Origin of the sequence: Streptomyces sp. NPDC046977, from assembly GCF_040644455.1 — a bacterium.
Taxonomy (GTDB): domain Bacteria; phylum Actinomycetota; class Actinomycetes; order Streptomycetales; family Streptomycetaceae; genus Actinacidiphila.
Genome location: NZ_JBEYWO010000002.1, coordinates 364,101 through 387,937 on the forward strand (window position 1 = coordinate 364,101; position 23,837 = coordinate 387,937).

Genomic DNA, 23,837 nt, shown 5'->3' on the forward strand with positions numbered 1-23,837 from the left:
ACTTCTCGGCACTCTGCACAGTGCACGATCGTACGTGCTCCAGATAGGAGCACATTATTTTCACCCGGCCGTTGGTCTGCGTTCCCTTGCGTTCACCCTGGAGTTGTGGATCGAGCGGAATCGTCCCGTTCCATGAGTGATTGGCGTTCGCGAACGGCCGTTCCCCTTGTCAGTGCGGCGGCCGGTGTCGCTCTGCTGGTCGGCTGCGGCGTGCTCCCGGGGGGGACTGGGGGTTCGACCGGACCGGTCGTTGTGATGACATGGGCTCCTCAAGGGACCAGCGCGACCAATATGCCGGGAATGCCGGCCATGGCACAGACCTTCGCCAAGTACGTCAACGCCAAGGGCGGTATCGGCGGACGTGAGCTGAAGGTCATCAGCTGCAACGAGCACAACACCTCCCTGGGCGCACAGGATTGCGCCCAGCGCGCCGCCGACGAGGGCGCCGTCGCCGTCATCGGTTCGTACAGCCAGTACGGCGCCGCCTTCACCTCCACGCTGGAGGCGGAGGGCATCCCCTACGTCGGTGGTTACGGCGTCACGCAGGACGAGTTCCAGAGCCCGCTGTCGTACCCGATCAACGGCGGTCTGACCGTGCTCATGGCCGGCAGCGGCCGCCAGCTCGCCGGCAAGTGCGACAAGGTGAGCCTGGTCCGCCCCGACACGGCGGCCGGCGATCTCTTCGCCCGTTTCCTCGACACGGGCCTGAAGGACGCCGGGTCGAAGAAGGCGAAGGACCTGCGCGCCAAGGAGGACTCCACCGACTACAACCAGATCGCCCAGCAGGCGGTCGGTGACAACAAGGCCGACGAGTGCGTCAGCGCGGCCCTCGGTGACAAGACCGCCACCTTCTTCGACGCGTTCCGCCGCACCACCACGCACAACCCGCTGACCGGCAAGGACGAGAAGCCCAAGGCCCTCATCGCGTCCGTGCTCGGCAGTGTGCAGCAGTCCACGCTCGACAGCACCGGCGGCGCGAACAGCCCGCTGGAGGGCGCGTACGTCACCGGCTGGTACCCCCCGGCCTCCGACGCGCGCTGGGCGACGATGCGCCAGGCCATCGGCAAGTACGCGTTCGGCAACAACGACATCGACCCCGACGACCCGGGCGTGCAGACGACGTGGATCGCCTACACGGCCTTCGCCGAGGTCGTCGGCGAGATGGGCAACGACGCGCCGATCACCGCCGGCACCGTGAAGACGGCCTTCGACAAGGCGCACGGCATCTCCACCGGCGGGCTCACGCCGGTCCTGGGCTGGCGCGAGGACGACGCCGTCTCGATCATCGACCAGCCGCGCATGGTCAACGGCGAGGTGACCTTCCAGAAGGTCGTGGACGGCAAGCTCGTCGCGGTGAGTAACGGCTTCGTCGACATGGCCAAAACGCTGGAGCGCGCCCCGCGCGATTGAGCCGGGAACCGGCCCGGGACCAGGGCCGGCCGCACGCGCGAAAGCCCCGGAGCCGTGTGCTGCGGGGCTTTTCCGCGCGCGGGCCGCGCCCGGTCAGATCTGGGTGTACTGGTGCTCGGTGAGGTCGTACTTCTTGGCGATGGTGTTCCACAGGCCGACGGCCGTCTTCTTGGCCTGCGTGGCGTTGCCGCTCTCGTTGTTGCCGGCGGCGCGCTGCGGGGTGGTGCGGGCCTGTCCGTGCTTGCACATCCGCTTGCCGTCGCGGACCTGGTCGGCCCAGGCCGCGTAGTGGTTGTCGGCGGCGGCCGAGGCGGACCACGCCTTGTTCAGGGCCTCCACCAGCCGCTGGTGATCGGGCAGCTGGTCCACGGAGAGGGTCTTCAGGCGGGCTATCAGCTCACCGCGCTGCTTGGCCGCCGCCCGCAGGTCGGCGGCCGCCTGGTCCAGGTTGTCGCACTGGTTGATGTTCGCCACCGCGTTGATGACGGCGGTGCGGCTGCCGCCGCTCTCCTTCAGCAGCGAGTCCAGCTCTCCCGCCTGCTTCGCCGCCGCGCTCGCGTCGTTGCCGCCCCCGGAGGCGTCCGGGGCCGCGGAGGAGGAGGCGGACTGGCCGGCGGCCGGGGTCGGGCCGGTGTCGTCCCCGCCGCTCATGAGGGCTCCGGCGGCGAGGCCGGCTATCGCGCAGCCGCCCACCACGATGCCTATGAGGGCCGCGGGGGAGAGCTTGCGGCTGCGGCGCGGGCGCTCCTCGTAGGAGGCGTCGTACGTGTCGTACGTCTCGTACGAGGGGGCCTGCGGCTGCTGCTGGTAGACCTGCGGCTGGTAGGCCGACTGCTGCTGCGGCAGGTTCTGCGCCGGCGACGGGCCGTCCTGGCGGTACAGGTGGCCGAAGTCGTCCTGCGGCTCCTGCTGGGGCTGCTGCGGGTAGCCGTAGGCCGGTGCCGCCGGGGACGCGGAGAGGTCCTCGTAGCGCGGCAGGTGCTGCGTCGCCTCCGCCGGACCCGGGGCGCCGGGGTGGAGGTCGAAGGGTGCCGACTGGGACGACGCGGCGAACGGGGGCAGCATCTGGGTCGCGTCGGCCTGGCCCGGGAACTGCGGCAGGGGCTGTCCGGCGTCCTGGACGGCCGGGGGCTGCGCCTGCGGGTAGGGCGGGAAGAGCTGTGTCGCGTCGCTGTCCGGCAGGGGCGCCTGGGGCGCGTAGTACGGGTCCTGCTGCGCCGGCTGGCCCCAGGGCCGGCCGCCGGACGGACTGCCGCCCCACGCCGGGGGCAGCTCGGGCTCGGGTGCGCGCCCCTGTGCGGGCAGCACCACTCCCTCGTGCACCTCCGGATACGCCTCGTCACCGCGTCCGCCGTGCATCACCGCTACCTCTGCCTTCTCCGTCGACACGGAATCGTCGGCTCACGCTACCGGGTCGGCTTCACGAGGCAACACGCCGCGGGGGGTCCAGGACGTCCCCGCCGGGTGCCCCGGCGCAGAACAAGGTGCCCGCGGTGGTGGGTTGATGTCGTTCGCATAACGATTCGGTTCCGCCCCCCGGCAGGCCGGGGGGCGAACCCCCGTCAGGCCGCGGCCTCCTGCTCCTCCAGGCGGGCGTCGAACTCCCGGACCGCCGACTCCGCCGCGTACGGCTGGAGCCGCGTCCGCAGGTCCTCCAGATACTCCGCGCCGCGGTTGGAGCGCAGGGTGGACAGCAGGTCCACGGCCTGCGCGCCGGTGTGGCAGGCCTGTTCGACCTCGCGCTGCTGCACCTGCGCCTGGGCCAGCACCAGCAGCCCGATCGCGCGCCGCCGCGCCTTCTCCGGGCCCAGCGCGGACAGCGCCTCCTCGGCGCGGCGCGCGGCCTGCGGCGCCTGGTTCAGATCACGGTGGCAGTGCGCCAGTTCGTCGGCGAGATAGGCCTGGTTGAAGTGGGCGATCCAGTCGGGGTCGTCCTCCGGGACCGAGCGCTCCAGCGCCTCCACGGCCTGCCCGGCGACCGCGCCGCAGGCCCGCGCGTCGCCCATCAGCGCGTGGCCCCGCGCCTCGGCGGCGTAGAACATGGCCTGCGCGGTCGGGGTGACCTGGCCGCGGGCGCCTTCCTGTGCGGCACGGGCGAGTTGGGCGATCTCGCGGGGGTTGCCGAGCTGCGCGGCGAGATGGCTCATCCCGGCCGCCAGGACGTAACCCCCGTACGCGCGGTCGCCGGCCGCCTGGGCCAGCCGCAGCGCCTGGATGTAGTAGCGCTGCGCCAGTCCGGGCTGCCCGGTGTCGACGGCCATGTAGCCGGCGAGTTCGGTCAACCGGGCCACCGCGGAGAAGAGCTGACGGCCCGTCGCCTCGCGGTAGGAGCCCGCGAGGAGCCCGGAGACCACGCTGTTGAGGTAGTGCACCACCACCGGGCGCACATGGCCGCTGCCGAACCGGTGGTCGAGTTCGTTCAGCGCCCGGGTCGTGGCCCGCACCGCCTCCACGTCGGACATACCGACCCGCGGCCCGCCGGTGCGTGCCACCTGCGAGTCGGCGCGGGTGATCAGCCAGTCGCGGCTCGGCTCGACCAGCGCGGAGGCGGCCACGGACGACCCGGTCAGGAAGTCGCGGCGGCCGACGTCGCTGCGCCACAGCTCGCAGACCTGCTCGATCGCCCCCAGGACGGTGGGCGAGAAGTGCAGGCCGACACCGGTGGCCAGGTTCTTGCCGTTGGCCATGCCGATCTCGTCGATCGTCACGGTGCGGCCCAGCTTGCGGCCGATCGCCTCGGCGATGATCGCCGGGGCCCGGCCCCTGGGCTGCTGGCCGCGCAGCCAGCGGGCCACCGAGGTCTTGTCGTAGCGCAGGTCGAGGCCGTGCTCCGCCCCGCACATATTGACCCGGCGGGCCAATCCGGCGTTGGAGCAGCCGGCTTCCTGGATCAGTGCCTGCAGCCTTTCGTTGGGCTGACGTGCGACGAGCGGTCGTGCGGCCATGGGCTCCCCCTCATAGCTGCCGCTGGTGCGGGACCTCAAGATCCCTTGCCTGAAGATCCCTTCCCGGTACGCGCCTCTCGGATTCGCCGCAAACGCCATAATTTGCGGCGGGATGCATGCCTACACACCCAAGAGTGATTACCCGGATCATGTACGACCTCCACCGCGCGCCCCCGTACGTGCATCCGTGCGCCCGTCATGACCCGCGAGGTGGACTCGTCACCGCCCGTAACCCGTGCTCAGCGCCGCAGTTGTGATGGTCGTGGAAAACACCGTGGACGACACCCTCGCAGCCCCCCGGCAGACCGCCGGCCAACTCCTCGACGCCGCGGTCGGTTACGCGGAGGAGCGGCACTGGGATGTGCTCCCCGGAGCCTGGCTCACCGAAGGGACCGGACCGGTGGCGGGTCCCGGCGGCCGGCGCGCCGCGTCCTGCTCGTGCGGCGAGCCCCGGTGCCCGCGGCCCGGCGCGCACCCCCTGAGCGCCGACTGGATCGGGCAGGCGAGCGGGAGCGCCGCCGCCGTGCGGCGGATGTGGCTGGCCCAGCCGGACGCCTCCGTCCTGCTGCCGACCGGCCGCGCCTTCGACGCCATCGACGTCCCCGAGGCCGCCGGCTGCCTCGCGCTCGCCCGGATGGAACGCAGGGACCTTCCGATGGGCCCGGTGATCGGCACCCCCGACCGGCGGCTGGTCTTCTTCGTCCTGCCCGGCGCCGGGGCGAAGGTGCCCGGGCTGCTGCGGCGGCTCGGCTGGTCGCCGTCCTCGCTCGACCTGGTCGTCCGCGGCGAGGGCGACTGGATCCCGGCCCCGCCGACCCGCCTGGCGGGCGGCCAGAGCGTCCAGTGGGCCCGTAAGCCCACCGCGGTCAACCGCTGGCTGCCCGACACCGAGGAACTGCTCGGCCCCCTCGCCTACGCGTGCGGAGGGACCAAGTAGCCACCGGACTGTCGGCGGGGCGGCATAGGCTGGGCGGATGCCGAACGAACCCGTCACGCCGCCCGCCGTGCGCGTCCAGGGACTCTGGAAGCGCTTCGGGCAGCAGACCGCTGTCGCCGGGATCGACCTGACGCTGCCCGCCGGTCACTTCGTCGGGCTCGTCGGTCCCAACGGCGCGGGCAAGACCACGACACTGTCCATGGTCACCGGACTGCTCCGGCCGGACGACGGCACGGTCGAGATCGCCGGGGCCGACGTCTGGCGCGACCCGGTCGCCGTGAAATCGCGGATCGGCGTGCTGCCCGAGGGACTGCGCCTGTTCGAGCGGCTCACGGGACGCGAGCTGCTCGCGTACACCGGGCGGCTCCGCGGCATCCCGGGAGCCGAGACCGACCGCAGGGCTGCCCAGCTGCTGGACGTCCTGGACCTGGCCGGGTCCGCGAACAAACTGGTCGTCGACTACTCGACCGGCATGCGCAAGAAGACCGGCCTCGCCGCGGCGCTGCTGCACAACCCCGAAGTGCTCTTCCTGGACGAGCCGTTCGAGGGCGTCGACCCGGTGTCCGCCCAGGTGATCCGGGGCGTCCTGGAGCGCTACACGGCCTCGGGCGCCACCGTCGTCTTCTCCTCCCACGTCATGGAACTGGTGGAGAGCCTGTGCGACTGGGTCGCCGTGATGGCGACCGGCCGGATCGTCGCGCAAGGGCCGCTCGCGGAGGTCCGCGGGCAGGCGGCGACCCTCCAGGACGCCTTCCTCACGCTCGTCGGGGCGCACGACCGGAAGGCCGGCCGCGAGCTGGACTGGCTCGGCGGCGGCGGGACCGGCGGCGCCGGCGGCCGGGGAGCGGGACGGCCGTGACCGGGACCTTCGTACGGCTCAAACTGTCCGTCATCCGCAACGGACTGCGGCAGTCGACCGGCCGCACGATCGGCTGGATCGTCGGCACGCTCGTTGCCCTGCTGTACGCGTTCGGCGTCACCGTGGGCCTGGTCGTGCTGCACGGCAACGACTACGCGCCCGTCGCGGCCGTCGCCGCCGGGACCGTGCTCGCCGTCGCCTGGACGGCGATGCCGCTGTTCGTCTTCGGCGGCGACGAGACCCTCGACCCCACCCGGCTGGCGATGCTGCCGCTGCGCCCCCGCCCGCTGATCCGCGCGCTCCTGGTCTCCTCCCTGGTCGGCGTCGGACCACTGCTGACCCTGCTGGTGACCACCGGAGCGGCGGTGGCCGTGGCCCACGGGGCGGCCTCGGTGGCGGCGGCCGTCGTCGCCGTGCCCCTCGTGGTGGTGCTGTGCGTGGCCCTGTCACGGGCCGTCGCGGCCGCCAACACCCGGCTGCTCACCAGCCGCAGAGGGCGCGACCTGGCGCTGCTCAGCGGTGTGCTCGTCGCCGTCGGCGCCCAGCTGGCCAACCTCGGCGCCAACGCCCTGGCCTCCGGCAAGGGCCTGGAACGGCTGGAGGGCGTCACCTCCGTACTCCGCTGGCTGCCGCCCGCCTCCGCGCTCGACGCGGTGCGGGCCGCCGGTGCGGGGGCGTACGGGCTCGCCGTCGCCGAACTCCTGTGGACGGGCGCGGCACTGGCCGGCGTCCTCGTCTGGTGGCACCGCAGCCTGGACCGGCTCATGACCCGCCCCGACTCCTCCACGTTCCAGTCAACGGGCCCCACGCGGGTGCGCAGCACGCGCTCGCTGTTCCCCGAGGGCCGTGCGGGCACCGTCATGGAGCGCCAGTTCCGCTACGCCTGGCGCGACCCGCGTACCAAGGCCGCGTGGGCCACCGCGCTCGCCGTGGGACTGCTGCTGCCCGTGGTCTCGGCCGTGCAGCACGGCAGCGTGTACTCCGCCTGCTGGGCCGCCGGACTGCTCGGCCTCCAGATGTACAACCAGTTCGGCATGGACGGCTCCGCCTTCTGGACCGTCGCGGCGACGATCTCCTCGCGCGAGGACGCCCACGCCGAACTGCGCGCCCGCGCGCTGGCGATCGCCCTCGTGGCCGTCCCCTACGTCGCCGTGGTCACGGTGGGGACGGCGCTGCTCCTGGGCCGCCTCGATGCCGCGCCGGAGACCCTCGGGCTCTCCTTCGCCCTGCTCGGCGCGCTCATCGCCACGGGCGCGTGGGCCAGCGTCCGCTTCCCGTACTCCATGCCCCGGGAGAACCGCTTCGGCAGCTCCGCCGCCCCGGGGCAGGGCAGCCTGGTCTGGCTGAGCCTCGTGGGCGGCGCGGGCACGGGGACCGTGCTCACCCTCCCTGTGCTCGCCCTGCTGATCTGGCTGCATGTGGCTGACCGCCACGGTGCCTTGTGGATTGTCCTGCCGGTCGGCTGTGTGTACGGGGCGCTGCTGGCGGTCGTGGGTGTGAGGTCGGCTGCGCCGGGCTTGCGGGGGCGGCTTCCGGAGATTCTCGCGGCGGTCAGCAAGGGGTAGCGCTTCGCTTGTGCGGGGTGTTTTGGGTGCGGGTCCGTTGGGGCTGAGCGCGCAGTTCCCCGCGCCCCTTTGGGGTGGGTTTTTTGGGCGTTCGCTCGCTCGGCGGGGGTGCGGTTGGGTTGTGCGTGCGGGTTCGTTGGGGCTGAGCGCGCAGTTCCTCGCGCCCCTTTGGGGGTTGTTCGGGTGGGCGTTGGCGTGGTGCGCGGGGGCGGGGCTGGGTTGTGCGTGCGGGTTCGTTGGGGCTGAGCGCGCAGTTCCTCGCGCCCCTTTGGGGGGGGGCGGGGGCCAGAGGCGGGAGAGGGAGGCCGTGGCGAGGAGGATGTCGCGGATGGCGTCCGGGTCGCCGCCGCGGCCCGCGGCGATGCGGGTGGGCGGCAGATGGCCCGCCGCCAGCTGGCAGAAGTCGATCTGGTCGACCGCCAGTTGGGCGACGACGTTGTCGGGTGAGCCGACGGCGCCCGGGGAGTCGAGGCAGATGTACCAGTGGCCGCCGCCCTCGCCCTCGACGTGCAGGTCCAGCGTGCGGCCGGGGGCGCCCGCGCGTACCAGCCGCGCCGGGGAGTCCGCGAGCCCGGCCTGCCGCAGGCCCGCCAGCGCCAGCGGGAGCATGCGCGCGGCGAGGTCGATCATGCTGTTGAGGTGCGCCGGCGCGGGCGGCCCGTACTCGGGGTAGTCCAGTGCCTGGGCGATGTCCTCGGCGTGGATCCAGCACTCGAAGGCACGGTCGATCAGGGCGTCCCGCATGGGCACCACGATGTCCGCGAAGTCGACGGGCAGGCCGCCGGTGCCGCTGCCCGCGAAGGACAGGGTGCGCACGATGTCGCGGGTCTGGGTGCGCCACTTGTTGCGCACGAAGCCGCGGGTGTGCTGGCGGCAGCGTTCCCCCGCCAGTTCGGTGCGCTCCAGGCGGGTGCGGGGTGCGCCGGGGCCGAGCGGGTCGTCGAGGCCGAGCGCGGTGGCGACGACGCCGTCCACGGAACCGAGGTGGGCCAGGACCCCGCAGAGGGTGAGTTCGCGTTCGCCGCCCGCCCAGACGAGCTGGACCGGCAGTTCCCACTCGTTCTCGCCGAGGTCGGACAGGAGCGCGTCGAGCCGGGCGGTCTCCGCGTCGTAGGGCGCGGCCCACTGGGGGACGGGGATGCGGGCGGGGCGGCGTCCGAGGCAGCCCTCCAGGACGCGGGCGCGCAGCAGGGGGTCGAGGTCCAGGGACTCCTCCTGGTGGAGGAGTTCGACGGCCCGGCGCAGCCGTAGCGCCTCGTCCGCGCAGGGCGCGCACGCGGTCAGGTGCTCGTCGACGGCGAGCGACTCGTCGCGCGAACAGGCCGACAGCGCCCAGGCACCCAGGAGGGAGCGGAGCACGCGGTGGTCGTACCGGGGCTGTTCGGGCTGCATGGTCACGCTTTCCGGGAGCGGGCCGTCCTCGGCGGCGCCGCGGGGCATCGGCACACGGGGCGGGGTGGCCCCGTGCGGGGAGGTGTCGCCGTCTCCGGCGGGTCCGGTCACAGGGCACGCCCCTCGGGGGTGTCCTGCATGGCGGTGGAGAGCAGTTGCAGTCCGAGCCGGAGCCGGCGGCGGGCCTCGTCGTCGGTGACGCCGAGGTCGGCGGCGGCGGCGCGGTAGTCCATGCGGCCCCGGTACGCGAGGTCGAGCGCCTGGCGCAGCGGTTCGGGCATGGAGGTCACGATGTAGTCGGCGCGGGCGGCGGTGTTGGCCTCCCGGACCCGGGTCTCGACCTCCTCGGGGGTGCCCTCGCCGTGGCTCTCGGCGAGCCGCAGCCGGTGGACGGCCTGCTTCTGCGTGAGCCCGGCGATCCAGGAGCGCAGCGAGCCCTGCTTGGGGTCGTAGGCGTCCGGGTTCTCCCAGATGTAGCCGAAGACCTCACGGGTGATCTGCGCGGCGGCCTCCTCGTCGGCCATGACGCGGTGGGCGAGGGTGTGCACGAGGGAGGCGAAGCGGTCGTACAGCTCCCCGAGGGCTGCCTCCTCGCCGCGGGCGAGGCGCTGCTGCATCTTCCGGTCCCAGCGGGGTGGTGCCGATGCCGCCATGCGTCGTCCCCCCTCTTCGCCTTTGTCGCCGTCGCCCGACTCCGGTCGTCCTGCCTCGCATCGAATGTATCCGCCCGGTGCTGCCGTGTACGCCGCCTTGCGGCAAGCTTCTGCCGAAACTGATCAATTCTGGTAATGCGTTATCTGTGTGTGACCGAAAGATTGCGAGGAAGCGGCCTGGGAAGGGCATAGGTTCAACAGAATCGGTGCCAGGAGAAGGGCCAGACAGTGGCGTTGAAGGTGACGCACGACGAGCGGGACGGCTGGACGGTCCTGACCGTCTCCGGCGCGTTGGACCTCGTGACCGCCCCCACCGTGCGCGGGCACGTGCACGAGGCCGTCGCCGACGGGCGCCGCAACCTGGTGCTGGACCTGGCCGGTGTGGACTTCTGCGACTCCAGCGGCGTCGGCGTGCTCATCTCCGCGCGGCGCCTGATGCGCTCCTGCGCGGGGCGGCTGCGCCTGATCCTGCCCTCCGACGTGCGGGGGACCAACGCCGCGCACGTCAACAAGGTGCTGGCCGCGCTGGGAGTGCGGCGGCTGTTCGAGGTGTTCCCCGACATCGCCGCCGCGACCGACGACGAGGCAGGGCCGTTGTCGGCCTGACGCGCCGGGGAGCGGCGCCCCGTCGCCCCTGCCGCGCGAGGTCCTACGAGTCCGCGGGAGCCGGCCCGAGCGTGGTGGTGCCGATCGCGGCGCGGTGGCCGAGCCCGGTGCGGTAGGCGTCCAGCGCGGCTTCGACCCGGCCGGCCCGCCGCAGCAGGTCGCCCAGCAGCCGGCAGATGTCCGCCAGGTCCCCGGCCGCGCCCGCCCGTTCCAGCAGGGCCAGCGCGGAGACGTAGTGCTCCTCGGCGGCCTCCGGGTCGCCGCGCTCCTCGGCGAGCAGCCCCAGCAGCCGGTGCGCGCCGCCCGCGTGGACGGCGCCGCGCCACGGGCCGAGCTGGTCCAGCAGCCGGGTCAGCAACTCCTCGGCCTCGGCGGACTTGCCGCGCCGGCGCAGCACGTCGGCGAGTTCGACCTCGACCTGCACGGTGAACAGCACCGAGCGCCCGGCCACCAGCATGTCGCGGGCGGTGCGCAGTTCGCGCTCGGCCTGCTCCAGATCGCCGTCCTGGGAGTGCACGTAGCCGCGCATCCAGTGGCAGTGCGCCAGTTCCGTGTGCAGTTCCAGACGCCGGAAGATCTCCTGTGCCTTGGCGAGGGAGGCCTCGGCCTCGCCCGTGCGGCCCGCGACGATCAGCGTGCGGGCGATGCTGCGGTGCATCAGCGCGACGAGGGCCGGATCGGCCGCGTCGGGCGCGAGGTTGAGCGCCTGCTCCGCGGCGTGCGCGGCGCGGGCGTAGGCGCCCAGGTCGGTGTACGGGCCGATCGCCGCGACGTGCAGCATCAGCAGGGCGTCGGGGTCGGGGCTGCCACCGGACGCCGCCTCCGCCTGGAGCCGCGCGATGCCTTCTTCCAGCAGGTGCGCGGCGTATCGCACCTCTCCGGCGAGCAGGTGCGTGACCGCCCGGCCGCGCAGCGCGGTGGCCCGGTGTGCCGGGGCCGCCTCGGGGTCCGCGTCGAAGAGACGTCCCGCGTTCTCGAAGTGGGCCCGGGCCTCCATGAGTTCGCCCGCGTCGAGCGCGGCCTCGCCGAGGCGCAGCCGCACCTGAGGATCGTTCACATCCTCGTCCAGGACGTCTTGCGTCCGGTCCTGGTCGTCCTGTGCGCCCACCGTGCCCCATTCCCTCCGGATCTCTTGCGGAGGAGGGTACGCGGCTTTGCACCGGCCATGCCTCACGCTTTCGTAAAGCGGTCCTCCGGCCGGTGTGCGCGCAGGTCGCGCGGCGTCCCGGCGGGCGGAGGCAGGGCCGCCGTTTCCCACCCGGATCCGGGTGGGAGGTGCATCCGCACGGGAAACGGGCATGGGTCCTGGGATGCGGGGCGGCCGGTCGCGGACGGTGGGGACGGCGGCACGCGCGGAACGCCCGGGCAATGGCGCCCTTTGCGGCATTTATTGAGGCATGTCGGAATCGTCGGAGATAAGGGGTGAGCGGTGTCGATATCGGGTTGTGTCCGAGGTGTGACTCGTCACGCCATGGAGTCGGGCGTCACCTCGGGTACGCTCCATCGGGTGCGTGTGGTGCAGGAGCGCGACGTGAGCAGTCGGAGCACGGCCCGGGGGCCGGGCAGGCGACCGCCGTCGCGCTGTGCGTATTCGCCCCGTATTGAGCCCCGCACAGTATGCAGCACCCCTCCCCCTTCGCGCTGGAATATGCCCGAAGCGCTTGTTGGGGTGACTGTCGGTCAATCATGCTGTGTCGCGAAGGGGTCACGCTTGGTGACCTTGCCGAGGCGCGAGGCGATGTGTCCGCCGGTTCGGATGGTGTGAGCAGTGCAGATGCTCCAGGTTCAGCTAGAGGTAGGTCCAGACCCGGCCGAGGTGGGCCGGGCCCGCAGCTGGGCGCGTTCGCGTCTGGCCGGCTCCGGCATAGGGGCGGACGAGCCCGTCGCCGAGACATTGATCCTGCTGATCTCCGAACTGGTCACCAACGCGGTCGTGCACACCGGCTGCCCCGCGGTGCTGCGGATGCTCTTCCGGTCCTCCGGCGCCTCGCAGGGCCAGGAACGCGACACCGTGCGGGTCGAGGTGGCCGACACCAGTGATGCGCCGCCGCGGCCGCGCCACGCGGACAAGGACGAGACGGGCGGGCGCGGCCTGGAGTTGGTGGACGGCCTGGCGGACCGCTGGGGCTGGCAGCGCGAGGGTGCGGGCAAGCAGATCTGGTGCGAGATCGACCGCTGCGTGCGGGGTCAGGCGATCGTGCCGCCGCAGGCCACCGGCGGGCTGATCGGCCGCCCGGCGTTCTGAACCCCGCACCGGTACGTCCACGGCCTTCAGCGGGCCGCCGTGTCCCGGAAGGTGCGGCGGTAGGCGGTCGGTGAGACACCGAGCGCCGCCTGGAGGTGCTGTCGCATGGAGGCCGCGGTGCCGAACCCGGCGTCGCGCGCGACCTGGTCGACCGACAGCTCACTGGACTCCAGCAACTGCCGGGCCCGTTCGACGCGCTGCTGCACCAGCCACTGACCGGGGCTCGTGCCGACCTCCTCGCGGAACCGCCGGGTGAAGGTGCGCACGCTCATCGACTCCTTCCCGGCCAGCTCCCGCAGCGACAGCGGCCGGTCCAGCCGGCTCAGCGCCCAGGCCCGCGCGGTCGCCGTCGTGGCCAACTGCGGCTCCGGAACGGGCCGCTGGACGTACTGGGCCTGCCCGCCCTCGCGGTGCGGCGGCACGACCGTGCGGCGGGCGCTGGCATTGGCGACGGCCGAGCCGTGGTCCCGGCGCAGCAGGTGCAGGCACAGGTCGATGCCCGAGGCGACGCCCGCCGAGGTCAGGATGGAGCCGTTGTCGACGTACAGGACGTCCGGCTCCACCCGCACCCGGGGGTAGAGGCGCTGGAAGTGCTCGGTGCTGGACCAGTGCGTCGTTGCGCGCAGCCCGTCGAGGTAGCCCGCCGCGGCGAGGAAGTACGAGCCGGTGCAGATGGAGACCAGCCGGGTGCCCGGGCGGATGCGGGCGAAGGCCGCCGCGAGACCGGGGGTGAGCCGGCCCTCGGAGTGGGCGCTGTCGCGTTCGTGCGCCGCCGGGACGATGACGGTGTCGGCCTCCTCCAGGATCTCCGGACCGTGCGGCACGGCGATCTCGAAGTCGGCCTCGGCGCGCACGGGACCGGGACCGCCCGGGGTGCAGGTGCGCACCTCGTACAGGTCCGTTCCGCCGGGGGTCCGCGCGCCGCCGAAGATGCGGTGGGGGATGCCGAGTTCGAACGGGATCACGCCGTGCTGCACCAGGACGGCGACACGGTGCGGCCGCACCGGGCCGGCGGGATCTGCGGCGGCGTTCTCGGCGGACTCCAGCGACGCGGCCATGGCCCGATCCTTGCACATCATGGCCATCCGGCCACTCGTTGTGCGGGAAACATTGCCCGATGCTCATCCGGTGACGCAGACTCCGGAGCTTCCCGCCCAGCCCCTGAAGGACCTCGCCCTCCCCGACTCCCGTCCGCCGCGCGGCCCGCGGGTGCACCGCGCCTGGTACGTCGCCGTCGCAAGCTTTGTCACGCTCGTCGGCGCGGCGGGCTTCGCCTCCCTGCCCGGACTGCTGATCGAGCCGCTGCACAGCGAGTTCGGCTGGTCGCGCGGCATGATCGGGTTCGCGGTGTCGGTGAACCTGGCACTGTACGGGGTCACCGCGCCGTTCGCCGCCGCGCTGATGGACCGCTTCGGCATGCGCCGGGTCGTCGTCGCCGCGCTCCTGACGATCTCCACCGGCGCGGGCCTGACCGTCTTCATGCGGCAGAGCTGGCAGTTGGTCCTGCTGTGGGGCGTGCTCGTCGGGCTCGGCAGCGGCTCCATGGCACTGGCCTTCGCCACCACCGTCACCAACCGCTGGTTCGACCGGCGCCGCGGCCTGGTCACCGGCATCCTCACGGCGGCGGGCGCGGCCGGCCAACTGGTCTTCCTGCCGGGGCTGTCCGTGATCGTCGAGGAGGCCGGCTGGCGCTCCGCCACGCTCACCGTCGCCGGTGCCGCACTGCTGGTCGCGCCCTTCGTGTGGCTGCTGCTGCGCGACCACCCGGCCGATGTCGGGGTCGCCCCCTACGGCGCCACGCAGTTCGTGCCCAAGCCGCCTCCGGTGACCGGCGCGGCCGTCCGCGCGCTCAGGGCGCTGGCCGGCGCCGCGAAGGGCGGGCCGTTCTGGCTGCTCGCAGGCACCTTCGCGATCTGCGGCGCGTCGACCAACGGACTGGTCAAGACCCACTTCGTCCCCGCCGCCCACGACCACGGCATGCCCGTGACGGCCGCCGCGTCGCTGCTCGCCGTCATCGGCGTCTTCGACATCGCCGGCACGGTCGCCTCCGGCTGGTTCACCGACCGCTTCAGTCCGCGGCGCCTGCTCGCCACGTACTACGGGCTGCGCGGGCTGTCGCTGATGTTCCTGCCGGTGCTCATGGCCGGCAGCGTGCAGCCGCCCATGGTGCTGTTCATCGTCTTCTACGGCCTCGACTGGGTCGCCACGGTCCCGCCGACCATCGCCCTGTGCCGCGAGTTCTACGGTGCCGACAGCGCCATCGTCTTCGGCTGGGTCCTCGCCTCCCACCAGCTCGGCGCCGCCCTGGTGGCCTTCCTCGGCGGCGCGGCACGCGACGCCTTCGGCTCCTACGACCTGGTCTGGTACGCCTCCGGGGCGCTGTGCGCGATCGCCGCGCTCATGGCGCTGGTCATCCGCCGGGGCAACGGCACGACCCTGGCGGCCCCGCTGGCCGCCTGAGGCGCCGCGGCCGGTGGCCCGTCATCCCGCCCGCGGCGGCCGCGGCGGGTCTGCTTCTTCCGCCGGCTCACCGCTCGGGCCCCGGGGAGGGGCGGCCAACTGGTCGTCCCCTCCGCGGCGTAGCGTGATCGTCATGGGGTGGGGCAGATCATCCGGGGGAGTGTCCGGCAGTCCGTGGGACGACGCGGGGAGGGCGGCCGCCGTCACGGCCTACTGCGCGGTGGCCGTGGTGGCGCTGACGGTCGAGACCGTCGTCGCCCCGGCACTGGAGTCGTCCTACGGGCCGGCCGGCGGCGGGCTCGTGTTGTGCCTGTTCCCGTTCCTCCTCGTCGCTCTCTGGGCCGGTGGTGTGGCCGCCTCCCTGTTGCACGCCCTGCCCGCCGCCACTCTCGGCCACGCCCTGTCGCGCCGCACCGACGTGCCTCGCACGCTGTGCTGCCTCGCGGCCGAGGTGGTGCTCGCCGCCGTACTGGCCGCGCCGGCACCGGCGTTGGGCCTGCCCTACCTGACGGTGTGGTGCTGCATCGCCGGAGCCGGCGTCGCCCCGGTGCTGGCCGCCTCGTTCTACGCCGTTCGCCCGAACCCGGGCGGGAAGACCGGATGGCCGCGCCAGAAGCAGGTGGCCGGCCAGATCTCCGTCGTCGGTGTCGCGCTGGTCGGAGTCGTCTTCGCGGGCGGCCTGGTGGCGTACGGGACGGGCCTGGTGAAGGAGTACGAGCCGCCGGTCCTGGAGTCGGGAGCCGACTACGCGGGTACCTGGCGCGACGAGTTCGACGGGGTCATCCGGTTCTCGGCGGACGGCACCTTCACCGCGCAGGGCATCCGCGAGTACGACGGGGACGCGTCGGGCCTGTACAGCCACTACGTCAGCCGTTCCGGCCCCGGGACGTGGCAGTACGTCGAGGAGAGCGAGGGCGGGGTGCCCGGCGGCCTCACGCTCACCTTCGGCGACGGCGGCGCCGAGATGGGCCACTGGTCGTCACGGGGTACCGAGGCCCGGCCGGTGCTCTACCAGGAGCTGGGCGATCCGGATCTCGCGATCTGGTACTTGCTCAGAAAGGACGCCGCCCCGTGATGCGGGGTGGAAGGCGGGCCGGCCGGCCGAGGGGGAGAGGCCGGCCGGTCCGCCGGACCGGGGGTGGTGCCGGGCCCGCGCCGGTGCGGCGCGGAGGGTGTGCGTGGGGGTGCGCGCGCCGTCCGGGAGGCGCCGGAGCGCGCACGCCCACACCGTGTCGATACCCGGCGCGGCGCCTCGGCTACCGCCGGGCGACGGACTTGGCGATCCGGCGCGCGTCGATGGCCATTTCCCGCAGGTTGCCGCTGATGGGGTTGGTGAAGCCGGTGAAGTACAGGCCGGGCGCGCTCTTGTGGCTGCGGCCGCCGTGCACCGCGGGCCGGCCGCGCTCGTCGAGCACACCGAGGTGGCCGACCAGCGGTTCCAGGGCCCGCCGGTAGCCGGTCGCCGCGATCACGGCCTCCGGGGTGAGCCGGGTGCCGTCGGCGAGCAGGACCTCGCGGCCGTCGAAGCCCTCGACGGCGGCGACGGGTTCGACCTTCCCCGTCTGCACGGCGGCGATCAGGCCGACGTCCTGGACCGGGATGGCGCCCTCGCGCACCCGCGCGTAGAGGCCGGTCCGCGGTCGCGGCATCCCGTGGGCCGACAGGTCGGGCACGGAGATCCGCTCCACATAGGGCGCCATCGCGTCCACCAGCGGTGCCGGCAGGCGGCGGACCAGGATGCCGGTGCGCTGGGCGGGCCACCCGGCCGTGGAGCGGCGCAGGATGTGCGGCGGGGTGCGCACCGCCAGGCGCACCCGGGCCGCCCCGGCCTCGACCAGGTCGACCGCGATCTCGGCTCCGGTGTTGCCGACGCCGACGACGAGGACGTCACGGCCCGCGTACGGTGTGCCGTTGCGGTAGCCGGACGCGTGCAGCAACTCGCCGTCGAAGGTGTCCAGGCCGGGCCAGTCCGGCAGGTGCGGGGTGTGGTTGAAGCCGGTGGCGACGACGACGCTGCGGGCGGTCAGCATGCGGCCGCCGGTCGCCGGGAGCGCCCAGCCGGCCGCGGGGTCCCGCGCGGGCTCGATGCGGGACACCTCGATCCCGGTGGCGACGTCCAGGTCGTGGAAGCGCGTGTACTGCTCCAGGTAGCGCACCACGTCGTCGCGGCCCACCCAGCGGCCGTAGGACCGCGGGATGGCCAGGCCCGGCAGCGCGGACAGCCTTCTGGTGGTGTGCAGATGCAGCCGTTCGTAGTGGCCGCGCCACGACGCCCCCACGGCGCCGGAGCGCTCGACGACCAGGGTGCGTACGCCGCGGTGCCGCAGGGAGGCCGCCACGGCCAGCCCCCCGGGCCCGGCACCGATGACGATGGCGTCCGGGGCGGCCGCGCCCGGTATCGGGGCGACGGCGGAGGCGGAGGTGTCGGTCATGGCGTACTCCCGTGGCTGACTGGTGGCGAGGTCACTCCGGAAGGTAGCGCGCTTCACCGCCCGCACCTCGCCGAGGAGGGGCCGCTTCCGGTCAACTGGCGCGCGGCCGGGGCGCACTCCCGCGGCCGGACCCCCTGGTCGGGGCTCCGCGGCGGTTGGTTGAATGTGGCCGTGCAGGAACCCGTGCTGGTCCCCGTGGAGTTGCAGGCGTTCGACCTGCTGCTCAGGCCCTGGGAGGACACTCCGGGCGATTTCGCCGCCGCCCTGCGCGGGCTGGGCGACCCGGACTTCCGGCGGTGGAACTCGGCGGTCGTGCCCCGGCCGGACGAGAACGGCGTACGCGCCTTCCTGCGCCGCCGGCGCGACGGATGGGGCGCGGGCGACCTCGCCTCCTTCGCGGTGACGGAGGACGGCGCCGTGCTCGGGCAGGTCGCCGTCGGCATGATCGACCGGCCGATGCGCACCGCCCGCGTCAGTTACTGGCTGCTCCCCGAGGCGCGCGGCCGCGGGGTCGCCTCACGGGCGCTGGAGGCGGTCACCCGGTGGGCGTTCCGCGACCTCGGCCTGCACCGCCTGGAACTCGGCCACGCGGTCGGCAACGAGCCGTCCTGTGCCGTCGCCGGACGCTGCGGCTACCCCTTGGAGGGCGTCCTGCGCGGGGCGATGGTCGATGTCTCCGGCCGGCTCAGGGACGTCCATCTGCACAGCCGTCTCGCGACGGACCCGCGGCCGGCCGGCCGGGCCTGAGGCGTCCGCGCCCCGCGCTCGACCGAACGGGTGCCCGCGCCCGCCGTGGCGGAATGGGAAAAGAAAACGCGGGCGCCGTTCCGGCAACCTCCCCCGAGGACCGGTCGGCGCCCGCGTCTTTGCAGGCAGGACTTACGACGGCAAGGACTTTAAAAAGGCCGCGAGCGGCGGGAATCAGCGCGTGGGCTTCTTGCCCGTCACTCCCAGATGGACGAGCAGTGCCAGATTCGGCTTCAGCTCGGCCTGTTTGACGCCCCAGCTCTGAAAGCCCTTTTGGTGTGCGGCGACCGCCGCGAGCATGGCCACAAGGGACCCGGCGACGGCCGCCGGAGTGATGTCCTTGTCGACCCGGCCCTTGCTCTGGAGCTCCTTGACGGAATCCGAAAGGGAGTTGGTGAGGGGGTTGAGGATCTTCATGCGGAGTTTGTAGAACCGCTTGTCCCCTTCCGCCGCGCCCAGATCCACGACACGCAGGATGGCGTCGTGCTTGCGCCAGAAGGAGAGGAAGCCCTCGACGAGTTCCTCCGCCGCGGTGGCACCGGCCTTGCCGGCCCAGGAACGACCGGCCACGAGGTCCGTCAACGCGGCGCCCTCCTTGGCCATCTCCTCGGCCAGCTCGAGCACGGCGCCCTCGACGTCGGGGAAGTACTGGTAGAACGTTGCGGGGGAGGTACCCGCCATCCGGGCGACGTCGATGACCTTGACGTCCCGGTACGGCGACGTGCTGAGCATTTCGCTGAGGCAGTCGAGCAGCTTCTGCCGCGTCGCCTGACCCCGACGTCCTGCCACACGGCCGTCGACGGTGCGAACTTGTCCTGTCATGCCGTCAGTTTACGGGCTGGTGATCAGCGCGCGATTCGGTGCCTGCAAATGGGGAAGGCCATGTGTTCGAATTTTCCTCGGGCGGGCTTGAGGATCGGCCGATAACGTGTCAAGTCAGACACTCCGTCGATCCATGCGAATCACCGCGCGAATCACGACACGAATCGAGGACCAGATGGCCGGATACGCCGACGGCGTGCCCTGCTGGGCGGACGCCATGCTCAATGACCTGGAGGCGGGAAAACGCTTCTACGGCGAGCTGCTCGGCTGGACCTTCGGGGAGACCGATCCGGAGTCGTCCTCGTACACGCAGGCCTACGGTCCCGGGGGGAAGAACGTCGCCGCGCTGTCGCCCAAGCCCGACGGCCGCATGCCGACCGTGTGGAACCTCTATCTCGCCTCGTCCGACATCCAGGACACCGCGCGCAGGATCCGTGACGCCGGCGGCCAACTCATCATGGAGCCCATGGCCGTTGGGCCCTTCGGATCCATGCTGACCGCGGCCGACCCCACCGGGGCGGTCTTCGGGGCGTGGCAGGCCGGGACCCATCAGGGCTTCGAGACGACCCGCCAACCCGGCTCCTACCTCTGGGCCGAGATCTTCACCCGCGACGCGGCGAAGGCCGACGCCTTCTACGAGGGCGTCTTCGGGTACCGCGGCAAGGAGATCGTCGAGGGGCCCCCCGTCGCCGATTCCGCGGCCGGCACCGGGACCGCCGCGGAGTCCGCCGGCGACGGGAACCACGAGACCGACTTCCGGATCTTCGTGCCCGCGGGCAAGGAGGTCACCGTCGCCGACGCCGTGCTCGGCCGCTTCCGGATGAGCGGGCGGTACCCCGACGAGATGCCCCCGCACATCCTCGTCTGCTTCGCCGTCGAGGACGCCGACCGCGCCGCGGAGACCGTCGTACGGCTCGGCGGACGCGTCACGCGCGGCCCGCTGGACTCCCCGTTCGGAAGGTTTCTGCTGGTGAGCGACGACCAGGGAGCGCAATTCGGGCTCATCGACCCGGCCACGACGGTCGGCCGGAAGCCGTCCTGACATACGCCGGATCCGCAAGCGAATCTCAGGTAATTGCGTGTCGACACCGCCCCGGGTTCGCAACTGATACTCATCCCATGAAGAATCAGGGGACGGACCCCGGGATGGGGGGAACCCACGGGGAGGTGGCAGGGCAGTGGTGCAGCAGCTGACGCAGCACGATCCGAGACGGATCGGCCCGTTCGAGGTGCTGGGCCGGCTGGGCGCGGGTGGCATGGGCCTGGTCTATCTGGCGCGCTCGGCGTCGGGCCGGCGCGTGGCGATCAAGACCGTACGTGCCGAGCTCGCCGAGGACCAGCTGTTCCGCGTGCGCTTCGCCCGCGAGGTCGAGGCGGCCCGCGCGGTCAGCGGTTTCTACACGGCCGCGGTGGTGGACGCCGACCCCAGGGCCGCGGTGCCCTGGCTGGCGACGGCCTTCGTCCCCGCGCCCTCGCTGGAGGAGATCGTCAACGAGTCCGGGCCGCTGCCGGTCCAGGCCGTGCGGTGGCTGGCGGCCGGTATCGCGGAGGCGCTGCAGTCGATCCACGGGGCGGGCCTGGTCCACCGGGACATGAAGCCGTCCAACGTGCTGGTGGTCGAGGACGGCCCGCGCGTGATCGACTTCGGCATCGCCAGCGGGGTGTCCAACACGCGGCTGACGATGACGAACGTGGCCGTGGGCACGCCCGCGTACATGTCGCCGGAGCAGGCGAAGGACTCGCGCAGCGTGACCGGCTCCAGCGACGTCTTCTCGCTCGGCTCCACGCTGGTCTTCGCGGCCACCGGGCACGCGCCCTTCCACGGCGCCAACCCGGTCGAGACGGTCTTCATGCTGCTGCGGGAGGGCCCGGACCTGGCGGGGCTCCCGGCGGACCTGCGGCCGCTGATCGAGTCCTGCATGCGGATGGAGGCCGAGCGCAGGCCCAGCCCGGCGGACCTTCAGGCGCAGCTGGCGCCGCACCTGTTCTCCTCCGCCGGGGACGACACCGGCACCGCCTCCGCCTGGCTGCCGCCCGCGGCGGTCGGCCTCATAGAGGAACGGCGCAGCGGCGGCCGGGCAGGCGGCCCTGCGGGCCCCGGCGCCCCCGCCGCGCCCCCGATGCCGCCCAAGCCGCCCGCGGCCCCCGTACAGCCCCCCAGGGCCCCTGCCGAGGCCCCCGGCGGCCCCGTGCAGCTCGCCGGCTCCGCACCGATAGGGCCCGGCATGCGGGTCGCGGAGCGCAAGAACCAGACCGCCGCGGCGCCCGCAGGCGACGGAGTCGGCTGGTCCGGCCGCGGCGGTGCCGCCGGCGCCGCCCCGGTGGCCGTGCCCGGTCAGGGCCAGGGCGGCGGCGCGCAGCCGCCCGCCGGCCCGGCCGGGGAGTGGCGTCCCTGGCGGTTCCGGATGTCCAACGACGTGTGGGGCACCCCCGTCGTCTCCGCGGGCCGGCTCTACGTCACCTCCTTCGAGGTGCACGCGCTCGACGTCGCCACCGGGCGGCGGCAGTTCAAGACCCGTGACGTGGCGTGGACGATGGCCGTCTCCGACGGACGCATCCACGGCTCCGACGGGCCGAGCCTGTACGCCCTGGACGCCGCCGACGGCACCGAGCGGTGGCGCACGGGGGTCGACGGCTGGATCTACTCGCTGCGGGCCGAGGCCGGCACCGTCGTCACCGGCACGCGCGGCGGCGGCGTCCAGGTCTGGGACGCGGCGAGCGGGCGGCTGCGCTGGGAGCGCGGCGGCGCGCAGACGGAGTTCGAGACCCCCGAGTCGGGGCCGAGCATCACCGGCGGTGTCGTCCACTTCCACGGCGGCGGCCGGCTGCACGCGCTGGACGCCGCTACCGGCGCCGAGCGGTGGTCGTTCCCGACCGGCGACGGCGGCGCCATGCCGACCCGTCCGGTCGTCGAGGACGGCTCGGTGTTCGCGACCGCGGGCAGCCGCGTGGTGGCGCTCGACGCCCGTACCGGCACGGAGCGGTGGCGCTTCGACGCCCCCGCGGTGATGTTCGGGCCGCCCGCGTACGTCGCGGGCCCCGGCGTCTCCGGCGGCGGTGTCTACGTCGCCGACTACCTCGGCACCGTCTACGCCCTCGACCCCGCCGACGGGCGGGACCGCTGGCGGGTCGCCACCGAGCAGCGGCAGAGCGTCGAGCCGGTCCTCGTGGCCGGTGGCTCGGTCATGCTCGGCGCGGGCAGCGCCCTGTACACCCTCGACGCGGTCTCGGGCACCCCCAAGTGGCGCTTCGCCGCGCAGGGCGAGATCGTCGGCTCGCCCGTCGTCGCCGACGGCCGCGTCCACTTCGGGTCCAAGGACCACTGCCTGTACACCGTGGACGCCGGCGGCGGCCAGCTGCGCTGGAAGCTGGAGACCGGCGGCGAGATCACCGGCTCCCCGGTCGTCTCCGAGGGTGTCGTCTACGCCAGCAGCAAGGACCGCTGCGTCTACGCGCTCAACGCGGTCAAGGGCACGGAGGCGGCCACGCGCCGCGCCTGAGCCCCGCGCGCCGCGCGGTTCGCGGAGCGATGGGCGGCCGTCGCTGCCTCACACGGAAGGGGCGGGCGACGGCCGCCGCTACGCAACTTACGCCCCGCACGCCACAGGCGCCACGCGGGGTACGGCGTACGCCGCGGTGCCGAGGGCGGTTCCGGGGCGGTACGGCCGCCGCCCGCGCCCCGCGTACGCCCGCCGAATGTCCGATCCGCCCGTGACGCACGGCCGGTGAGGGACGTTGCTCCTTTCGGCTCCATCCGGACGCGCCCGTGCTGCCCCCCGGCACGCGGACGGGTCCCGCACCGGCGAAAGGGACGCAACATCATGGCGACACCCCGGCAGTTCGAGCACGAGCAGGCGCCGGCCGGCCCGGGTCAGCAGACCCCCGTCGTGCTCCCGCGGCGGCGGACCGCCCCCGTCGACCCGGCCCCCGTGATCGACGCCGGCCGCCTCGCCCGGCTCCCCCGCGGCCTCGGCGACCAACTGCGCCGTACGCACAACATCTGAGGCACGGGCGGCGCTTCGGCGGCCGCCCGTGGGGTGAGGAAACGCGGACGGCCCTCCCGCGGTGTGCGGGAGGGCCATCCACGTGGGTTCGCCGGGGTCAGCTGGAGTGCCAGTTGTCCGGCGTGACGACGGTCTGGTGCCATGCGTCCGGGCTGTCCGCGGCGGCGGCCGGGAGTGCCGTGACGAGGAGTCCGGCCGCGAGGGCGGCGAGGACGACGGCGGCCTTGCGTACGAGCGTCATGATGCCTCCGGGAAGGGGCCGGGCGCGCGGCCCGGCCATCACGTGCGTACTTGCGGCGGTACCGGTAGGGATGCCGGGCCGCCCGCGGCGGGAGCGCCGCGCCGGCCCATGGCAAAGGCCGACTGCGGCGCCCCCTCCGCGCCACAGTCGGCCCGTTGTGCGTGTGCTGTTCCCCCAGCGGACGACGCTCCCCCCCCCCGGTCGCGTCCTCCGGTCGTACGTCCCCCGTGCTTCCCCCTGTTCCCCCTGTCCCCCCGTGCTCCCCCCCCTGGTGGAGCGTCCCCCGTTCACCCGTCGGCTCCCTACGGCTTCCCCCCGGAGCGCGGGAGCCGGGCGATCAGGTCTGGTGCCAGTTGTCCGGCTTGACGACGGTGCCGTCGTCCTTGACGGTCACTTCCGGGGTGGGCTCCTCCTCGGTGGGAGTGACCTCGGGCTCCTCGACGGCGCCGGCCTCGGGTGCGGTCTCGCTCATGTTGTCTCCTCCTGCGAACTGGGCTGACGCGAAGCCCGCCTGGCAAC

At 73.3% G+C, this 23,837-nt stretch carries 21 protein-coding genes and 1 pseudogene; 12 read left to right on the plus strand and 10 right to left on the minus strand.

The features are described from left to right. Positions 1 to 132 precede the first annotated feature (132 nt). Positions 133 to 1,410, plus strand: coding sequence for an ABC transporter substrate-binding protein (locus tag ABZ883_RS04205; protein WP_360901116.1), 1,278 nt, complete (start codon positions 133 to 135; stop codon positions 1,408 to 1,410). A gap of 93 nt (positions 1,411 to 1,503) precedes the next feature. Here the strand turns inward: ABZ883_RS04205 and ABZ883_RS04210 are convergent, their stop codons facing one another. Together ABZ883_RS04210 and ABZ883_RS04215 are read right to left on the minus strand one after the other, a co-directional pair. Continuing rightward, the gene (locus tag ABZ883_RS04210; RefSeq protein ID WP_360901119.1) at positions 1,504 to 2,769 is read right to left on the minus strand and encodes a hypothetical protein; all 1,266 of its coding nucleotides are present in this window, start codon (positions 2,767 to 2,769) and stop codon (positions 1,504 to 1,506) included. A gap of 203 nt (positions 2,770 to 2,972) precedes the next feature. Continuing rightward, positions 2,973 to 4,355 (minus strand): transcriptional regulator, encoded by a 1,383-nt coding sequence (locus ABZ883_RS04215; protein WP_360901122.1) that lies wholly within the window; start codon positions 4,353 to 4,355, stop codon positions 2,973 to 2,975. A 256-nt stretch (positions 4,356 to 4,611) separates the two neighbouring features. Between ABZ883_RS04215 and ABZ883_RS04220 the strand changes: the two genes are divergently transcribed. Genes ABZ883_RS04220 through ABZ883_RS04230 form a run of 3 tightly spaced genes read left to right on the plus strand, consistent with a single transcriptional unit; the run spans position 4,612 to position 7,716 of the window. Beyond that, on the plus strand, positions 4,612 to 5,292 hold the full coding sequence (locus ABZ883_RS04220; RefSeq protein WP_360901666.1) for a bifunctional DNA primase/polymerase: 681 nt from the start codon (positions 4,612 to 4,614) through the stop codon (positions 5,290 to 5,292). A 37-nt stretch (positions 5,293 to 5,329) separates the two neighbouring features. Then, entirely contained in the window at positions 5,330 to 6,151 is an 822-nt protein-coding gene (locus tag ABZ883_RS04225) for an ABC transporter ATP-binding protein (protein WP_360901125.1), read from the plus strand. Then, positions 6,148 to 7,716, plus strand: a complete 1,569-nt coding sequence (locus tag ABZ883_RS04230) for a transporter (protein WP_360901128.1) — start codon at positions 6,148 to 6,150, stop codon at positions 7,714 to 7,716. The genes ABZ883_RS04225 and ABZ883_RS04230 overlap by 4 nt, the downstream gene beginning before the upstream one ends. Before the next feature lie 288 nt (positions 7,717 to 8,004). Here the strand turns inward: ABZ883_RS04230 and ABZ883_RS04235 are convergent. Together ABZ883_RS04235 and ABZ883_RS04240 are read right to left on the minus strand one after the other, a co-directional pair. Next, positions 8,005 to 9,219: pseudogene (locus ABZ883_RS04235) on the minus strand (maleylpyruvate isomerase N-terminal domain-containing protein); the annotation flags it as partial. After that, a complete protein-coding gene (locus ABZ883_RS04240; protein WP_360901131.1) occupies positions 9,216 to 9,761 on the minus strand; it encodes a sigma factor in 546 nt (181 codons plus the stop codon). The gene ABZ883_RS04240 and the pseudogene ABZ883_RS04235, both read right to left, overlap by 4 nt. A gap of 228 nt (positions 9,762 to 9,989) precedes the next feature. On the opposite strand from ABZ883_RS04240, the gene ABZ883_RS04245 reads away from it, so the two are divergent. Next, on the plus strand, positions 9,990 to 10,367 hold the full coding sequence (locus tag ABZ883_RS04245; protein ID WP_360901134.1) for an STAS domain-containing protein: 378 nt from the start codon (positions 9,990 to 9,992) through the stop codon (positions 10,365 to 10,367). Between the two features lie 43 nt (positions 10,368 to 10,410). Here the strand turns inward: ABZ883_RS04245 and ABZ883_RS04250 are convergent, their stop codons facing one another. Beyond that, positions 10,411 to 11,475, minus strand: coding sequence for a tetratricopeptide repeat protein (locus tag ABZ883_RS04250; protein WP_360901137.1), 1,065 nt, complete (start codon positions 11,473 to 11,475; stop codon positions 10,411 to 10,413). Positions 11,476 to 12,135: 660 nt separating this feature from the next. Between ABZ883_RS04250 and ABZ883_RS04255 the strand changes: the two genes are divergently transcribed. Continuing rightward, complete coding sequence (locus tag ABZ883_RS04255) at positions 12,136 to 12,612, plus strand: ATP-binding protein (protein ID WP_360901139.1); 477 nt, start codon at positions 12,136 to 12,138, stop codon at positions 12,610 to 12,612. A 26-nt stretch (positions 12,613 to 12,638) separates the two neighbouring features. Here ABZ883_RS04255 and ABZ883_RS04260 read toward each other — a convergent pair whose 3' ends face one another. Further along, on the minus strand, positions 12,639 to 13,670 hold the full coding sequence (locus ABZ883_RS04260) for a helix-turn-helix domain-containing protein (RefSeq protein ID WP_360901142.1): 1,032 nt from the start codon (positions 13,668 to 13,670) through the stop codon (positions 12,639 to 12,641). A gap of 70 nt (positions 13,671 to 13,740) precedes the next feature. Here ABZ883_RS04260 and ABZ883_RS04265 point away from each other — a divergent pair, with 70 nt between their 5' ends. Both ABZ883_RS04265 and ABZ883_RS04270 read left to right on the plus strand, forming a co-directional pair. After that, entirely contained in the window at positions 13,741 to 15,072 is a 1,332-nt protein-coding gene (locus ABZ883_RS04265) for an MFS transporter (RefSeq protein ID WP_360901145.1), read from the plus strand. 160 nt (positions 15,073 to 15,232) lie between these two features. Next, on the plus strand, positions 15,233 to 16,147 hold the full coding sequence (locus tag ABZ883_RS04270; protein WP_360901148.1) for a hypothetical protein: 915 nt from the start codon (positions 15,233 to 15,235) through the stop codon (positions 16,145 to 16,147). A 181-nt stretch (positions 16,148 to 16,328) separates the two neighbouring features. Here the strand turns inward: ABZ883_RS04270 and ABZ883_RS04275 are convergent, their stop codons facing one another. Beyond that, positions 16,329 to 17,504 (minus strand): NAD(P)/FAD-dependent oxidoreductase, encoded by a 1,176-nt coding sequence (locus ABZ883_RS04275; RefSeq protein ID WP_360901151.1) that lies wholly within the window; start codon positions 17,502 to 17,504, stop codon positions 16,329 to 16,331. A gap of 171 nt (positions 17,505 to 17,675) precedes the next feature. On the opposite strand from ABZ883_RS04275, the gene ABZ883_RS04280 reads away from it, so the two are divergent. Further along, positions 17,676 to 18,251, plus strand: a complete 576-nt coding sequence (locus ABZ883_RS04280) for a GNAT family protein (protein ID WP_360901154.1) — start codon at positions 17,676 to 17,678, stop codon at positions 18,249 to 18,251. A 174-nt stretch (positions 18,252 to 18,425) separates the two neighbouring features. Here the strand turns inward: ABZ883_RS04280 and ABZ883_RS04285 are convergent, their stop codons facing one another. Beyond that, positions 18,426 to 19,073 (minus strand): TetR/AcrR family transcriptional regulator, encoded by a 648-nt coding sequence (locus ABZ883_RS04285; protein WP_360901157.1) that lies wholly within the window; start codon positions 19,071 to 19,073, stop codon positions 18,426 to 18,428. 175 nt (positions 19,074 to 19,248) lie between these two features. Here ABZ883_RS04285 and ABZ883_RS04290 point away from each other — a divergent pair, with 175 nt between their 5' ends. The 3 genes from ABZ883_RS04290 to ABZ883_RS04300 all read left to right on the plus strand — a co-directional run bounded on the left by ABZ883_RS04290 (position 19,249) and on the right by ABZ883_RS04300 (position 23,077). Next, complete coding sequence (locus ABZ883_RS04290) at positions 19,249 to 20,115, plus strand: VOC family protein (RefSeq protein WP_360901159.1); 867 nt, start codon at positions 19,249 to 19,251, stop codon at positions 20,113 to 20,115. A 136-nt stretch (positions 20,116 to 20,251) separates the two neighbouring features. Continuing rightward, on the plus strand, positions 20,252 to 22,573 hold the full coding sequence (locus ABZ883_RS04295; protein WP_360901162.1) for a serine/threonine-protein kinase: 2,322 nt from the start codon (positions 20,252 to 20,254) through the stop codon (positions 22,571 to 22,573). 321 nt (positions 22,574 to 22,894) lie between these two features. Next, on the plus strand, positions 22,895 to 23,077 hold the full coding sequence (locus ABZ883_RS04300) for a hypothetical protein (protein WP_360901165.1): 183 nt from the start codon (positions 22,895 to 22,897) through the stop codon (positions 23,075 to 23,077). Positions 23,078 to 23,174: 97 nt separating this feature from the next. Here the strand turns inward: ABZ883_RS04300 and ABZ883_RS04305 are convergent, their stop codons facing one another. Next, positions 23,175 to 23,318: a hypothetical protein gene (locus tag ABZ883_RS04305; protein ID WP_360901168.1), complete on the minus strand. Its 144-nt coding sequence runs from the start codon at positions 23,316 to 23,318 to the stop codon at positions 23,175 to 23,177. Positions 23,319 to 23,655: 337 nt separating this feature from the next. Beyond that, the gene (locus ABZ883_RS04310) at positions 23,656 to 23,790 is read right to left on the minus strand and encodes a hypothetical protein (RefSeq protein ID WP_360901171.1); all 135 of its coding nucleotides are present in this window, start codon (positions 23,788 to 23,790) and stop codon (positions 23,656 to 23,658) included. Between the last annotated feature and the right edge of the window lie 47 nt (positions 23,791 to 23,837).